General features: G+C 38.9%; 17 protein-coding genes. 16 read left to right on the top strand and 1 reads right to left on the bottom strand.

The annotated features are described in order from the left end of the window. Positions 1-57: 57 nt before the first annotated feature. The 15 genes from ADH31_RS04145 to ADH31_RS04075 all read left to right on the top strand — a co-directional run bounded on the left by ADH31_RS04145 (position 58) and on the right by ADH31_RS04075 (position 12318). Complete coding sequence (locus ADH31_RS04145) at positions 58-984, top strand: aldo/keto reductase (protein WP_049509138.1); 927 nt, start codon at positions 58-60, stop codon at positions 982-984. A 157-nt stretch (positions 985-1141) separates the two neighbouring features. Next, the gene (locus tag ADH31_RS04140) at positions 1142-2170 is read left to right on the top strand and encodes a DNA/RNA non-specific endonuclease (protein ID WP_049509137.1); all 1029 of its coding nucleotides are present in this window, start codon (positions 1142-1144) and stop codon (positions 2168-2170) included. Positions 2171-2278: 108 nt separating this feature from the next. Beyond that, on the top strand, positions 2279-2515 hold the full coding sequence (locus tag ADH31_RS04135) for a DUF2829 domain-containing protein (RefSeq protein WP_049509136.1): 237 nt from the start codon (positions 2279-2281) through the stop codon (positions 2513-2515). Next, complete coding sequence (locus ADH31_RS04130; protein WP_049509135.1) at positions 2508-3206, top strand: 3-oxoacyl-ACP reductase; 699 nt, start codon at positions 2508-2510, stop codon at positions 3204-3206. Before ADH31_RS04135 ends, ADH31_RS04130 begins: the two co-directional genes overlap by 8 nt. Before the next feature lie 36 nt (positions 3207-3242). Continuing rightward, complete coding sequence (locus ADH31_RS04125) at positions 3243-3578, top strand: hypothetical protein (protein WP_049509134.1); 336 nt, start codon at positions 3243-3245, stop codon at positions 3576-3578. An 18-nt stretch (positions 3579-3596) separates the two neighbouring features. After that, positions 3597-4016, top strand: a complete 420-nt coding sequence (locus tag ADH31_RS04120) for an SMI1/KNR4 family protein (RefSeq protein WP_049509133.1) — start codon at positions 3597-3599, stop codon at positions 4014-4016. Positions 4017-4034: 18 nt separating this feature from the next. Next, entirely contained in the window at positions 4035-4376 is a 342-nt protein-coding gene (locus ADH31_RS04115; RefSeq protein ID WP_049509132.1) for a DUF7716 domain-containing protein, read from the top strand. A 138-nt stretch (positions 4377-4514) separates the two neighbouring features. After that, positions 4515-5066 (top strand): hypothetical protein, encoded by a 552-nt coding sequence (locus ADH31_RS04110; protein WP_239682033.1) that lies wholly within the window; start codon positions 4515-4517, stop codon positions 5064-5066. Positions 5067-5126: 60 nt separating this feature from the next. Further along, positions 5127-5732: a DUF6707 family protein gene (locus tag ADH31_RS04105; RefSeq protein WP_049509130.1), complete on the top strand. Its 606-nt coding sequence runs from the start codon at positions 5127-5129 to the stop codon at positions 5730-5732. 39 nt (positions 5733-5771) lie between these two features. Further along, positions 5772-6272: an NUDIX hydrolase gene (locus ADH31_RS04100; protein ID WP_049509129.1), complete on the top strand. Its 501-nt coding sequence runs from the start codon at positions 5772-5774 to the stop codon at positions 6270-6272. Continuing rightward, positions 6250-7098, top strand: a complete 849-nt coding sequence (locus ADH31_RS04095; protein ID WP_049509128.1) for a putative PEP-binding protein — start codon at positions 6250-6252, stop codon at positions 7096-7098. Before ADH31_RS04100 ends, ADH31_RS04095 begins: the two co-directional genes overlap by 23 nt. After that, complete coding sequence (locus tag ADH31_RS04090; protein WP_049509127.1) at positions 7095-7535, top strand: ASCH domain-containing protein; 441 nt, start codon at positions 7095-7097, stop codon at positions 7533-7535. Before ADH31_RS04095 ends, ADH31_RS04090 begins: the two co-directional genes overlap by 4 nt. A 122-nt stretch (positions 7536-7657) precedes the next feature. Further along, complete coding sequence (locus ADH31_RS04085) at positions 7658-10204, top strand: M1 family metallopeptidase (protein ID WP_049509126.1); 2547 nt, start codon at positions 7658-7660, stop codon at positions 10202-10204. Positions 10205-10319: 115 nt separating this feature from the next. Continuing rightward, a complete protein-coding gene (locus tag ADH31_RS04080) occupies positions 10320-10991 on the top strand; it encodes a response regulator transcription factor (protein ID WP_000590623.1) in 672 nt (223 codons plus the stop codon). Beyond that, positions 10984-12318: a sensor histidine kinase gene (locus tag ADH31_RS04075; protein WP_049509125.1), complete on the top strand. Its 1335-nt coding sequence runs from the start codon at positions 10984-10986 to the stop codon at positions 12316-12318. The genes ADH31_RS04080 and ADH31_RS04075 overlap by 8 nt, the downstream gene beginning before the upstream one ends. A 108-nt stretch (positions 12319-12426) precedes the next feature. Here ADH31_RS04075 and ADH31_RS04070 read toward each other — a convergent pair whose 3' ends face one another. After that, positions 12427-12702, bottom strand: coding sequence for a DUF3270 family protein (locus ADH31_RS04070; protein WP_001145235.1), 276 nt, complete (start codon positions 12700-12702; stop codon positions 12427-12429). A 350-nt stretch (positions 12703-13052) separates the two neighbouring features. Here ADH31_RS04070 and ADH31_RS04065 point away from each other — a divergent pair, with 350 nt between their 5' ends. Next, positions 13053-14108 carry an ABC transporter permease gene (locus tag ADH31_RS04065; RefSeq protein ID WP_049509124.1) on the top strand — a complete coding sequence of 352 codons (1056 nt, stop codon included), beginning with the start codon at positions 13053-13055 and terminating at the stop codon, positions 14106-14108. The last annotated feature ends 4 nt before the right edge of the window (positions 14109-14112 follow it).

The raw sequence follows: 14112 nt of genomic DNA, 5'->3' as shown, positions 1-14112 counted from the left end.
AGCAGTTGATAAAAGTGTCATTCTGCTTTATAATGAAGAAAAACGGAGGAAATTGCCATGAAATACATTCCATTTGGTCAGGAGAAAAGAGAATTGTCCGAAATCGTTCTAGGCATGATGCGAATTAGTGACAAGTCAGTTAAAGAGGTTGAGGAGTTGGTTGAAACAGCCCTATCTGTAGGAATCAATACCTTTGACTTGGCAGATATCTATGGTGGAGGTCGTTGTGAAGAATTACTGGGTCAAGTGTTAAAGCATCGTCCTGACCTGCGAGAGAAGATGTGGATTCAGTCCAAGTGTGGCATTCGCATTGAAGAATTCACCTATTTTGATTTTTCAAAAGATTATATTTTAGAATCAGTAGACGGGATTCTAAAAAGATTGCAGGTTGATTATCTAGATAGCTTGCTTCTCCATCGTCCAGATGCTTTGATGGAAGCTGATCAAGTGGCTCAAGCCTTTGAAATTCTACACAAATCAGGTAAAGTTCGAGACTTCGGTGTGTCCAATCAAAATCCTATGATGATAGAATTACTGAAGAAAGAGGTCAAACAACCTTTATCTATCAATCAATTACAACTAAGCGCAGCTTTCACGCCAGGATTTGAATCAGGTTTCCATGTCAATATGGAAGGTGACAAGGCAGCTTTGCGTGATGGTAGCGTCTTTGAATACTGCAAATTAAACGACATGGTTATTCAGGCCTGGTCAGTCTTGCAGTTCGGATATTTCAAAGGGAATTTTGTCGGCAATGAGAAGTTCCAACAACTAAACCAAGTCCTCAATCGATTAGCATTAAAATACGGTGTGAGCCCATCAGCTATTGCTATTGCTTGGGTGTTACGTTATCCAGCTAAGATGCAGGCAGTAGTAGGAACAACTAACCCTAAACATTTGATAGAAGCAAGCCAAGCAAATAATGTTAACCTAACTCGAAAAGAATGGTATGAGATTTACCTAGCAGCGGGGAATGACTTGCCTTAGAGACGAAAACGCTATCCTATCAAGAGCGAGGTCAATTCTCGCTCTTTTTATCTTTGTTTAAAAATTTATATAATTGTTTGAAAATACAAACTATATATGGTAAAATTTTATAAAATAACAATATAATAAACATTTTAATAAAATAGGGGCATTTGAAATGAAAAGAATAGTTTTGACTTCTGTTGTTTTACTTTCATTACTGACATCTGTTGGCTGCTCGAAACATAAAGAAGAGGCGAAAGTAGCTGAACCTGTAACGACTGAACAGACTACGCAGAATAATACAAAGTTATACAAGGAAGCTGGCTTACTTACTTTTAGAAACGAAAAGCAACTTGAACTTGGAGAACTGGATTCCAAATCTCGTGCAACCTATGCTCATATTCAGCTGAAAGATAGTGATGAGCCTCAAGAAAAGAGAGAAGCTAAATTAACCTTTGATCCAGTTGGATGGCATAACTATAAATTTTACTACGGAGATGGTTCTAAAGAGGCTTGGCTGATGAATCGCGGTCATTTAGTTGGTTATCAATTTAGTGGACTCAACGATGAAGGCCACAATCTAGTTCCTATGACAGCCTGGTTAAATACAGGTGCCTTTACTGGAACGGATGACAAAAATCAAAGTAGCATGCTCTATTATGAAAATGGACTTGATTCATGGCTTGCAAATCATCCAAACTATTACCTTGACTATAAGGTGACAGCTGTCTATAAGGATAATGAATTGATTCCAAGACAGATTATCTTACAGTATGTAGGAATTGATCAGGATGGGAATTTGCTTGAAATTAAATTAGGTAGTAGCAAGGAAAAAATTGATAAGTATTCCGTAACCCATGTCGCCTTGGATAACGTTTCAGCCAATGCTGAAATAAATTATGCAGATGGTACTGCAAAGAATACGGTCAAGTCAGCTGAAGAACGCGCTGCAGAGCTTAAGGCAGCCGAGGAAAAGGCTAAGAAAGAGGCTGAAGAAAAAGAAGCACAAGAAAAAGCTAAAAAAGAAGCAGAAGAGAAGGCTAAAGAAGAACAGACACAGCAGGAAACTGAAGCGCCAGCAGAAGAAGAATCACAAAGTAGTAATACAGGTGGCTACTTTAGAGATAGAAATGGAAGATGGCATCGACCAAATGGAAAGTTTGCCTCTAAAAAGGAAATTAGAGAAGCTGGATTGCAATGGTGATAGTTTTCTCAAGTTATATAAATCAGAATAATCACAGTCAAAAAGCCGTTGGAAAACGGTTTTTTGTTATAATTAAATTAAGATTCATAGATAACAAAGGAGAAAAACATGACATTTGAAGAAATTTTGCCTGGACTAAAGGCTAAGAAAAAATATGTACGTACTGGCTGGGGTGGGACTGAAAACTATGTCCAGCTCTTTGATACTATCGAGCAAAACGGGGTCGCCCTTGAAGTGACACCTTATTTCCTCATCAACGTATCTGGAGAAGGGGAAGGTTTTTCTATGTGGAGTCCAACCCCTTGTGATGTCCTAGCAACAGACTGGGTGGAAGTCCATGACTAAACGTGTACTCATTACGGGTGTTAGCTCAGGGATTGGCCTAGCACAGGCTCGACTCTTTTTAGAAAAAGGTTATCAGGTTTTCGGAGTGGATCAGGGTGAAAAGCCTGCCTTACAAGGCGACTTTCACTTTCTACAACGTGATTTAACACTTGACTTAGAACCAATTTTTGACTGGTGTCCTCAGGTGGATATTTTATGTAATACGGCAGGTGTATTGGATGACTACAAGCCCTTACTAGAACAATCCGCCCAAGAAATCCAAGAGATTTTTGAAATCAATTACGTAACTCCAGTAGAGTTGACCCGCTATTATTTGACACACATGCTGGAACATAAACATGGGATTATCATCAATATGTGCTCCATCGCTTCAAATCTAGCAGGCGGTGGTGGTCACGCCTATACCTCTTCTAAACACGCCTTGTCTGGATTTACCAAGCAATTAGCTCTGGACTATGCAGAAGAAGGTATCCAGGTCTTTGGAATCGCACCAGGTGCAGTTAAGACGGGTATGACGGCAGCTGATTTTGAACCAGGTGGTTTGGCGGACTGGGTAGCTAGTGAAACACCTATCAAACGCTGGATTGAGCCAGGTGAAGTTGCTGAAGTTAGCCTCTTTTTAGCAAGTGGAAAAGCGAGTGCCATGCAGGGACAAGTCCTGACTATTGATGGTGGTTGGTCTTTGAAGTAATATAGTTGATACTCAGTGAATATGTGGAGGTAAGCTATGAAAAGAGATGAGTTTGGATTTGTCTTGCCCAATCTCTACTACCAGTTTTTATCAGAGTGGGAAGAGATTGACCCCTATGAAATTGAAGATTCAGGCATCTGTTTGTATGCTAAGGAGGATCTTCAAGAGCGAAATGAGACTTATCAGATTGAGGAAACAGAGCCAGATTATTTTATGATTGGACAGGAAGGAGATTTGGCTTACTTTATTAAGAAAAATTCTGATGATTATATTTATGAAAATGACCTGGGTACTTTAGGCTCCCTAGAAATGAAAAAAGTTGCTACTACAGTCTATGACTTTATTGACAAGGTCTTGGAAGAAGAATTGTAAAAAAGGAAGGAAGTAATCATGTTTAGAGTGCTAGAAGCAGATTCACCAATTTCAAAAGAAGAATTTTTACAATTTGAGGAGATTCTTGGGAAGAAATTACCGGAGGCTATGATGGACTTTTATCTCAAGCACAACGGTGGTCAGCCTCAAGTAAGTGGTGTCCACGATGAACATCACCTCTTTCCTTTCAATTCCTTTAATTCACTTGAGGAGATGAGCAAGTCTCTTACATGGTATGATGATGAGGCTGTGCCTGCAGGATTTAGGGCTACAGACCTTCTCCATTTCGCATATGATCCTGGTTCTGGCAATTACGCTCTTTCTCTAAGGGAAGAAGATTATGGTAAGGTTTATTTCTATGTTTTAGAAGAGAAAGCTGAGATCTATGGTCAATGGGCTTCTTTTGAGGAATTTTTGAACTCTTTTGTTGAAGAGTGAGATTAAAAAGGAGACAGGATGCGAAAACACCAAGAACTTTCACTAGAGCAGATAATCGAGCAGGTGCGCGTGGACCAGTTATCTTCAGATAATTTTTGTCTCTATGGCAAGGAGGATGGAGAACTGAAACTGGATTGCCTTTATTGGGTATCAGATTATCCGGATGTAGTGGACGACTCTGATGTCTACCCAGCTGATGCATCGGAGCAAGATCTCCAGCTAGTCTACTATGGAGAGCAGTTGATTGATGTCCTTGCAGTCGCACTTGAGGAAAAAACAGATGCAAGTCTCCAAGACTTGGTCGAAGCTTTGAATTATTATAATCAGCATGATAGCTTTATGCCTTTTGACTCTAAGTAGCTCTCCTAGATTTATGAAGTTCCGTTATAAATAAACGAATCTCATAAGGAGTGAGATTGCACATAAGATAAATTCAGATGTGAAGATATGGCTGGAATTCTTAAATGAGACGTAAGAGGATTGACTGAGGTGAGAAAAATGGCAGTAGTTACTGTATTAAAAAAGATTATTAAACTCTATGAGGAAACAACGTTTATTCCCCAATCGGTTAATTTTTCAAATGAAAAATTAAGGATCCAGTCTTCAAATTTGACAGGAGAATTGCTTGATTATTATCAACACATAGTGTTCAAAGAGGAGTTATTTTTTGCTAATCAAAATTTTAATATCATTTTGTTGCCATTAGATTCTCCTGCAAGGGCAGTTGAATCTTGGGCCTTACAAGATGTTCTTCAATTTAGTGAAGGGCAATACCAGATATTCGCTACTACAGATACAGACGATATTCTTTTCTGCGATATGAAAGATGAAAAATCTCCTGTTTACGCGGGCAGTCCTGGAGATCCCAATTTTTACAAACTCGGCGCAAGTTTGACGGAGTTTTTTGAGTTCTATTTTGCTTTTTCAAATGTTTGGAACCAAAGAGAATATATCCCACAGGAGGAATTTATTGCTGGGACAGGTGACTTGATAGAGCGCTACCTTTCCCAGGATGTCCAAGTGACAGCGAAAGAATATCTATTTCGGTAAAATTAATCTGAGAAAAAGCCTTTCTAAATAACAAAAAGTGAACTGGATAGGAGAAAAGAAATGAATGTTAAAGAACTAATCGAAGAGGTTGAAAATAATCTTGAGTTAGTCTCGTATTTAAACCTGATCCCCAAAAAGAATAAGAAAACCCAAGCTATCTATCTCGAATCGCTAAATCATCTGGCCTATCTACTTTATCTAGATGGTCAAGAGGAAATGGCTAAGAAATTATTGGAGAGTGTCATACAAGTCCCATTTGAAGGAAATTATAACACTTGGACCTTTGTTGACAGTTCTCTGATTTTATTGGCCTATATGGAAAGAGAAACAGAAAATAAGCTATCTGCCTATAAAAAACTCCTTTTGTCTCCGTTAGAACAAGGGGAGGAATCCACTCAAAACATAAGAAGGAAAGTTCATCAGAGATTTTTGAATGGTGATAGCTTGGAGCAAAAGCTTGCAAAAATTAAGCAAGAATCAAGTCCTGAATCAGAAATGGAACGTCGTCTGCTATACTTGACAGATTTATTGAAGATTCACCTCTTTATTGCTGAGTCAACGTGTGAAGAGACAGATATTCAGGCAAAAATTGAAGAGAATATGGAGATACTGAAGAAGTATATCAAGGAACATGAAATCTATAGCCTCTTTCCTTTTAAGGGATAAAGTGAGCTAGAAATCTTTGACTTTTAGAAAGAGTGGAATATGGAAATCAAAAATCACTTTGGTGTATACGGGGTCTGTCTTCAAGACGGGAAATTGCTTTGCATTGAAAAAACGAGAGGCCCCTATCAGCATCGTTTTGATTTACCTGGTGGTAGTCAGGAAGTAGGGGAGGGGCTGACAGAAACTCTCAAGAGAGAAGTTCTTGAAGAGACAGGCTATACTCTTAGCAGTTATTCAAATCCTAGGATTTATGATGTGATGGTTCAAGAAGAGGGGCAAGACTTCGCAGTACATCATATCATGGCCTTTTATGATATAGTACTTGATTTAGAACGTTCTCAAAAATCCCTTCCTCAGGAAGTTCTTGACGGAAGCAATGATTCAGCAAAGGCAATTTGGCTTCCTCTTGAGCAGATTACCGAAGAAAATGCCTCCCCCTTAGTATTGAAGGTGAAGGCAGAGTTACGAGGATTTCCAGAATTGGACATGACAAGCTATAAGAATTGGAAGGTAAAACATGCAAAATCAACTAGCTCTTAGTGGCGAAAGAATTGTTGAAAAAGTTTACCCACAACTATTGCACCACGTCGGCATGATTCGTGGGGAATATTTGGTGAGGGAGATCAGTCAAAATATACTGCTAAAAAGTTGTCAGCAATTTGTAAAAGATTATCTAGACACTATTTGCCATTTGTACCCAGATGAAGAAGTCTGGTATCGCTTTTCAGAGTTAACAAATGCAGAAGCAAATTGTCTAGACGGGACTAAAGAGTATTTTGATGAACGCCACCCCTTATTTGGATATAGAGGAACTAGGCGTTTACTGGCGTGTTTGGATGAATTTCATGCTGAAGCAAATGTTGTTACAGAAGTTTATCAAACCAATCTCAATCTGTCTGTTATTTTTCCTTTTGTCAATGATGCTGAACAGTTAAAACAAGTTATTAGAGTATTGCGCCAGCATGGTTTTACTGGAAAAGTTGGAACAATGATTGAATTACCATCAGCTTATTTTGACTTGGACAGGATACTGGAAACTGGTATTTCAAAGATTGTAGTGGGAATAAATGATTTGACTTCTTTTGTTTTTGCGACTGTGAGGAACAGTCAATGGCATGATATGGAAAGTCCCATTATGTTAGAAATGCTGAGACAGATGCAGGATAAAGCAAGGATGAAAAAGATAGATTTCGCCGTAGCAGGATATCTGAATGCTTCTTTCATGCAAAGAATGAATCAAATGGATATCAAGTGCATTATCCATTATAGTTCTATTCCAGAGATTTTTGATTTAAAAATTAACCATCCAGACCATCTCAAACGTGTAAAAGAAGAAAGTAAAAAAATACAAAGGAGCAACCTATGACACCTCAAGAAATGTGGAATGCCTACAAGCAAATCAACCCCTCTATCGGAGATGAGATAGATGCCTGGGCCTTTGGAGTGGATCCAGACCTTTTAGCGGATCTGGTGTTTACAGGCGAAAAAACGGCAACTGCCTCAGCTTACGATCTTTACGCAGTAGAGGACGAACCCCTTCCACAAGAAGGAACTTTTGATGTTATTTTAGACAGTAAGGATCAAGCTGTTTGCATCGTCGAAATTACAAAGGTTTCCGTTCAGCCTTTCCATCAGGTTTCAGCCGACCATGCCTACAAGGAAGGTGAGGGAGACAAATCTTTAGCCTATTGGCGTCAGGTTCATGAGGACTTTTTCACCGAGTGGATGAGGGAGGCTGGGCTGACTTTTACTCCTGACAGCAAGGTTGTTTTAGAAGAATTTCGCAAGGTCTACCCTCTGTAGACTACTAGAAGGAAGAAAGTTTTGGAAATCACCGTCCAAAGCTTTTTTCTGACTTAAAATATGATAAAATAGGTATGTTTGAACTAGAGCATTTGCTCAGAAATATAGAATAGGAGAAAATGATGCAAGCAGTAGAACATTATATTGAAAAATTTGTTCCTGAACATTATGATTTATTTTTAGACTTGAGTCGTGAGACCAAGACTTTTTCAGGAAAAGTAACTATTACTGGTCAAGCTAAAAGTGACCGCATTTCCCTTCACCAAAAAGACTTAGAGATTGCTTCTGTTGAAGTAGCAGGTCAAGCTCGTCCATTTATAGTTGATAATGAAAACGAAGCTCTTCATATCGAACTTGAAGAAGCTGGTTCAGTTGAATTGGTTCTTGCTTTTTCAGGTAAAATCACAGACAACATGACAGGTATCTACCCATCTTACTATACAGTTGATGGTGTTAAGAAGGAAGTTTTGTCAACTCAGTTTGAAAGTCACTTTGCTCGCGAAGCCTTCCCATGTGTGGACGAACCAGAAGCTAAAGCAACCTTTGACCTAGCTCTTCGATTTGACCAAGCAGAAGGCGAACTTGCCTTGTCTAACATGCCAGAGATTGACGTTGAAAACCGTAAAGAGACTGGTATCTGGAAGTTTGAGACAACTCCGCGTATGTCTTCTTACTTGCTAGCTTTCGTTGCTGGTGATTTGCAAGGGGTAACTGCTAAGACAAAAAATGGTACTTTGGTAGGTGTATACTCAACTAAGGCGCATCCACTTTCAAACCTTGATTTCTCACTGGATATCGCTGTTCGTTCAATCGAGTTTTACGAAGATTACTACGGAGTCAAGTACCCAATTCCTCAATCTCTTCACATCGCCCTTCCTGACTTCTCAGCAGGTGCTATGGAAAACTGGGGTCTTGTAACTTATCGTGAAGTTTACTTGGTTGTGGATGAGAACTCTACTTTTGCCAGCCGTCAACAAGTAGCCCTCGTTATTGCCCATGAGCTTGCTCACCAATGGTTTGGTAACCTGGTTACTATGAAGTGGTGGGATGACCTCTGGCTCAATGAAAGCTTCGCGAACATGATGGAATACGTCTGTGTGGATGCTATCGAGCCAAGCTGGAATATCTTTGAAGACTTCCAAACAAGTGGAGTGCCAGCCGCTCTTAAACGTGATGCGACAGATGGTGTTCAATCTGTCCACGTTGAAGTTAGCCATCCAGATGAAATCAATACGCTTTTCGATGGTGCTATCGTTTATGCCAAAGGAAGCCGTCTCATGCACATGCTTCGCCGTTGGTTAGGAGATGCTGATTTTGCTAAAGGTTTGCATGCTTACTTTGAAAAACACCAATACGGAAATACCATTGGTCGTGACCTTTGGAATGCACTTGGACAAGCATCTGGTCGTGATGTAGCAGCTTTCATGGATTCTTGGTTGGAACAACCTGGTTATCCAGTCCTTACTGCCACAGTTGAAAATGATGTTTTGAAGATTTCACAAAAACAATTCTTCATCGGTGAACACGAAGACAAGAACCGTCTCTGGGTAGTGCCACTTAACAGCAACTGGAAAGGACTACCAGATACTCTCGAAACAGAAAGCATCGAAATTCCTGGCTATGCAGCACTTCTTGCTGAAAACAAAGGAGCCCTTCGTCTTAACACAGAAAATACAGCACATTACATTACAGACTATCAAGGCGACTTATTGGATGCTGTTCTTTCAGAATTAGTAGAACTTGATAACACAAGCAAACTTCAAATCGTTCAAGAACGTCGTTTGCTAGCTGAAGCTGGTCACATTTCATACGCAGACTTGCTTCCAGTAGTGGATCAATTGGCACAAGAAGAATCTTACCTAGTTGTTGCTGCCGTTTCTCAAGTTATTACAGCCCTTGAACGCTTCATTGATGAAGGAACAGAGGCAGAAAAAGCCTTTAAAGCCCTTATTGCTAAACTGGCTCGTTACAACTATGACCGTCTTGGCTTTGAAGCTAAAGAAGGTGAATCTGATGAGGATGAATTGGTTCGTCAATTAACCATTTCTATGATGATTCGTTCAAATGATGAAGAAGCTAGTCAAGTTGCTAGCCAAATTTTCGCAGCCCACAAGGATAATCTTTCAGGACTTCCAGCAGCTATTCGTTCACAAGTTCTCATCAATGAAATGAAACACCATGAGACTAAGGAATTGGTCGCAACTTATCTCGATCTCTATACTCATGCGACAGATGCCGCCTTTAAACGCCAATTGGCAGCAGCCCTTGCTTATGCGACAGATGCAGAGAACATCCAAACACTGCTTGCAACTTGGAAGGACAAATTTGTCGTGAAACCACAGGACCTTTCAGCATGGTATCTCCAATTCCTCGGACACCAAGCAACTCAAGAAATTGTATGGGTGTGGGCACGTGAAAACTGGGATTGGATTAAGGCAGCTCTTGGTGGTGATATGAGTTTTGACAGTTTTGTCATCTTCCCATCACACATCTTTAAAACAGAGCAACGCTTGGCAGAATACAAGGCATTCTATGAACCACAACTTTCTGACCTTGCCCTTAGCCGTAATATCCGCATGGGAATTAAGGATATCGCAGCTCGCGTTGAATTGATTAAGCGTGAAAAAGCAGCAGTTGAAGCAGTTGTAGCTCAATATAGCAAAGCTTAAAAGATTCTAGTCTAAATAGATGACAAAAACTCAACTTTCTCTTGGAAAAACAAGGGAAGTTGAGTTTTTTTTAAGATATTTTTGCTATAATAGGTATAATAAGGAGGAATTTTTGATGATCAAAATTCTATTAGTGGAAGATGACCTAGGCCTGTCAAATTCAGTCTTTGATTTCTTGGATGATTTTGCAGATGTCATGCAGGTTTTTGATGGAGAAGAAGGTCTTTATGAGGCTGAAAGTGGTGTTTATGATTTGATTCTATTGGACTTGATGTTGCCTGAAAAAAATGGGTTCCAAGTTTTAAAAGAATTGCGCGAAAAAGGTATTTCGACTCCTGTTCTGATCATGACAGCCAAGGAAAGTCTCGATGATAAGGGACACGGATTTGAGCTTGGGGCAGATGATTATCTAACAAAACCATTTTATCTAGAAGAACTCAAGATGCGTATCCAGGCCCTGCTCAAACGTTCTGGCAAATTCAATGAAAATACCCTTTCCTATGGTGATTTGACTGTCAATCTCTCTACTAATGAGGTTAAAGTCAATGAGACTGCTGTTGAATTATTGGGTAAAGAATTTGATCTCTTGGTTTATTTCCTCCAAAATCAAAATGTAATCTTACCCAAAACCCAGATTTTTGACCGTTTGTGGGGATTTGATAGTGACACCACTATCTCTGTCGTAGAGGTTTACGTATCAAAAGTTCGTAAGAAATTAAAGGGATCAGTCTTTGCTGAAAACCTCCAAACCTTGCGTAGTGTTGGGTATATTTTAAAACATGTTTAATAAATTTAAAAAGAATTGGTATGCAGAAGATTTTAGCTACTTTATCCGTAACTTTGGAGTATTTACTCTGATTTTCTCTGCTATGACCTTGATTATCTTGCAGGTTATGCACTCCAGTCTCTACACATCGGTTGATGAGAAGCTTCTGTCTCTCAGTGGCAATCCTCAAGATGTCATCCAGTTGGCTGTTAATCGAGCAACAGATGAAGTCAAAGATTTCAATAGTCAATCCGTGACTCCATCAACGGATAAAAAACCAACGGTCAGTTCCAATACAGAAGTGATTTTATTGGACTCTAATTTAAATCAACTAGTAGCTGGAAATCGCTTTTTAGGTCTTGATAGGGTTACATTTAATAAAAAGGATTTGAATCACATTAGACAGCTTCATGTTCAGAATAGCTATGGGCAGGATGAGATTTATCGAGTGATTCTGACTGAGATGAATATTGAATCTGTCTCGACCAATATTAAGTATGCAGCTGTTTTAATTAATACCAGTCAGCTAGAGCAAATCAGTCAAAATCATGAGCAGTTAATCGTAGTAGTCATGGCCAGCTTCTGGATTTTATCACTCATAGCTAGTCTTTATCTTGCTCGCGTTAGTGTCAAACCCTTGCTTGAAAGTATGCAGAAGCAGCAGAGTTTTGTCGAAAATGCCAGTCATGAGCTACGTACTCCATTGGCTGTTCTCCAAAATCGTCTAGAAACTCTTTTTCGAAAGCCGGAAGCTACTATTATGGAATCTAGCGAGAGTATTGCTTCTAGTTTAGAAGAAGTTCGAAACATGCGCTTTTTAACAACCAATCTCCTAAATTTAGCCCGTCGTGATGATGGTATCAATCCTGAACTAGGAGAGGTACAGCCAGACTTCTTTAACACAACCTTTACCAACTATGAGATGATCGCATCTGAAAATAACCGCGTTTTTCATTTTGAAAATCGTATTCATCGGACCATCATAACAGACAAGCTTCTTCTTAAGCAACTGATGACTATCTTGTTTGACAATGCTGTCAAGTATACTGAAGAAGAAGGAGTTATTCATTTTGTAATCGCTGCTACAGAGCGTAATCTCTATTTGTCAGTGGCTGATGATGGAATTGGTATTTCTGCAGCAGATAAAAAGAAAATTTTTGATCGCTTTTATCGAGTTGACAAAGCTCGTACTCGCCAAAAAGGTGGCTTTGGGCTAGGTTTATCCTTAGCAAAGCAGATTGTCGATGCCTTAAAAGGAACCATTAGTGTTAAGGATAACAAACCACATGGTACGATTTTTGAAGTAAAAATCGCCATCCAAACACCATCCAAGCGTAAAAATAAATAAAAAAATCTGTGACTTAGAAAGCGGTAGAGCAAGTATCGCTTTTCTAGTCGCAGCTCTTTAGCTATCGTATAAAAAATAGGTCGGGACAAAAATCCCGACCTTTTGAATCTAATATAATTTCTTCTTAATCATTGAACGTTGAAAGTTTGATGCCGCTAAACTCAAGGCAATTGCTAGGCTAAAAGCCAGAACTGTATTGAACTTGAGGGCTAAAAAGATGAAGCTAAATAAGGCTAAAAAGACGCAAAAACAAGCAATGTTTACAAAGAAAAGAACTTCCTTCAAACTAGCAACGGAAGTTGTTTCTGGAACATAGTCTTGGTATAGCGTTGTTTGAGTTTCCTCTTCTTCAAACTCATACGATTGATATTTTCTTACGGGCATGATTCTCTCCTTAACAGTACTCTTTCATTTTACCACTTTTCAAGAAAAAAATTATTACAGTAAGGTTACAAAAAGAATAAAGTCTGTTTTCAAATGATGAAACAAATTTCTTGACACTCTTACCCAAAGATGATAGGATGGGTAAACAACTCAAAACATCTTGGCTGTTCAAGTTTTTGTAATGAGGAAGCGAAACAAATATAAATAGCAATTGCTGGTTGTTTCCGTAGATTTAGAACCACTTTGTAGGATGAATGAAAAGATTTGCATGAAAGACAGATTTTTCTGTCTTTTATTTTTGATGCTGAGTGAGCTTTTTCCACTCTTAGAAAAGTAAAAGGAGATTTGCGGTGTATCTTGCAATCAAAGAAATTTTAAAAAATAAACTTCGTTATAGTTTGATTTTAACGACGATCTTTCTTATAGCGTTTATGGTCTTTTTTATGACAAGTTTAGCTCTGGGGCTTGTTAGAAATAATAGAGCAGCCGTGGATAATTGGCAAGCGACAGGAATTGTTTTATCAGATTATGCAAATGATAATCTGACAGCTTCCTTTATTCCAGAAAAGAATTATAAGGATCAGGTTTCCGAAGATGCAGCACCTTTGGGGTATATGTTTGCAGTGACCAATCTCGTCAATGATAGTGAGAAGGTAAACATCTCTATTTTTGCACAGGATTGGGATAGTTTTATCTCTCCTTCCTTGATTGAGGGCCATTACCCAGAAAGTGACAATGAAGTTGTCGTGGATCAGTCTTTAGAAAACTATGGAATAAAACTGGGCGATGTCATTCAACTGAATGGAAGTGAAAATTCTTATACTATCGTTGGACTTACGAAAGGGAATAAATTTTTTACAGAACCTGTAGTGTTTACAAATTTGACCAGCTATTGGACCTTGCAAGGTAGTCTGAATGCAGGTCGCTCGATTTCTGCTTTGGTCTTAAAAAATGATGCTCAGTTATCTGCAGAGGGTTTAAGTCAACTAACCATTCAAAACATGATTGCCCATATTCCGGGCTACACACCTCAAGTAAACGTATTTTCAGGCATGATTTTAGCGATGATTATCATATCAGGTCTTATTATTGGTATTTTTATTTATATTATTACCATTCAAAAACTAGGCCTCTATGGGATTATGAGAGCCCAAGGAATTCAGGTTAAAACTATTGTTTGGTCGCTTTTTTGTCAAATTATATTGCTAGCAGGTTTTGGGATCGGTCTAGCATTATTGGCAATTGTAGCTGTCATCCTTGTTCTACCTGCAACCTTCGTTTTCTATCCAAGTTGGTTAGCATATTTAGGATTGAGTTTGGGAATTTGCTTGATGGCATTACTTGGAGGAGTGATTTCTCTCCCTCGTTTGCTCAAAGTTGATCCAATAACAGCTATTGCAGAATGATAAG

It is taken from the genome of Streptococcus pseudopneumoniae (assembly GCF_001072375.1).
Taxonomy (GTDB): Bacteria; Bacillota; Bacilli; order Lactobacillales; family Streptococcaceae; genus Streptococcus; species Streptococcus pseudopneumoniae_L.
The sequence above is the reverse complement of the archived record's forward strand: the minus strand, read 5'-3'. Positions and strand labels throughout refer to the sequence as shown.

What these genes read in the sequence shown, in the direction of transcription:
- ADH31_RS04095 (WP_049509128.1), top strand. Translation starts at nt 6,250, where the DNA reads ATGCAAAATCAACTAGCTCTTAGTGGCGAAAGAATTGTTGAAAAAGTT.
- ADH31_RS04140 (WP_049509137.1), top strand. Translation starts at nt 1,142, where the DNA reads ATGAAAAGAATAGTTTTGACTTCTGTTGTTTTACTTTCATTACTGACA.
- ADH31_RS04115 (WP_049509132.1), top strand. Translation starts at nt 4,035, where the DNA reads ATGCGAAAACACCAAGAACTTTCACTAGAGCAGATAATCGAGCAGGTG.
- ADH31_RS04100 (WP_049509129.1), top strand. Translation starts at nt 5,772, where the DNA reads ATGGAAATCAAAAATCACTTTGGTGTATACGGGGTCTGTCTTCAAGAC.
- ADH31_RS04080 (WP_000590623.1), top strand. Translation starts at nt 10,320, where the DNA reads ATGATCAAAATTCTATTAGTGGAAGATGACCTAGGCCTGTCAAATTCA.
- ADH31_RS04120 (WP_049509133.1), top strand. Translation starts at nt 3,597, where the DNA reads ATGTTTAGAGTGCTAGAAGCAGATTCACCAATTTCAAAAGAAGAATTT.
- ADH31_RS04130 (WP_049509135.1), top strand. Translation starts at nt 2,508, where the DNA reads ATGACTAAACGTGTACTCATTACGGGTGTTAGCTCAGGGATTGGCCTA.
- ADH31_RS04135 (WP_049509136.1), top strand. Translation starts at nt 2,279, where the DNA reads ATGACATTTGAAGAAATTTTGCCTGGACTAAAGGCTAAGAAAAAATAT.
- ADH31_RS04105 (WP_049509130.1), top strand. Translation starts at nt 5,127, where the DNA reads ATGAATGTTAAAGAACTAATCGAAGAGGTTGAAAATAATCTTGAGTTA.
- ADH31_RS04145 (WP_049509138.1), top strand. Translation starts at nt 58, where the DNA reads ATGAAATACATTCCATTTGGTCAGGAGAAAAGAGAATTGTCCGAAATC.
- ADH31_RS04125 (WP_049509134.1), top strand. Translation starts at nt 3,243, where the DNA reads ATGAAAAGAGATGAGTTTGGATTTGTCTTGCCCAATCTCTACTACCAG.
- ADH31_RS04085 (WP_049509126.1), top strand. Translation starts at nt 7,658, where the DNA reads ATGCAAGCAGTAGAACATTATATTGAAAAATTTGTTCCTGAACATTAT.
- ADH31_RS04070 (WP_001145235.1), bottom strand. Translation starts at nt 12,702, where the DNA reads ATGCCCGTAAGAAAATATCAATCGTATGAGTTTGAAGAAGAGGAAACT.
- ADH31_RS04110 (WP_239682033.1), top strand. Translation starts at nt 4,515, where the DNA reads ATGGCAGTAGTTACTGTATTAAAAAAGATTATTAAACTCTATGAGGAA.
- ADH31_RS04090 (WP_049509127.1), top strand. Translation starts at nt 7,095, where the DNA reads ATGACACCTCAAGAAATGTGGAATGCCTACAAGCAAATCAACCCCTCT.
- ADH31_RS04075 (WP_049509125.1), top strand. Translation starts at nt 10,984, where the DNA reads ATGTTTAATAAATTTAAAAAGAATTGGTATGCAGAAGATTTTAGCTAC.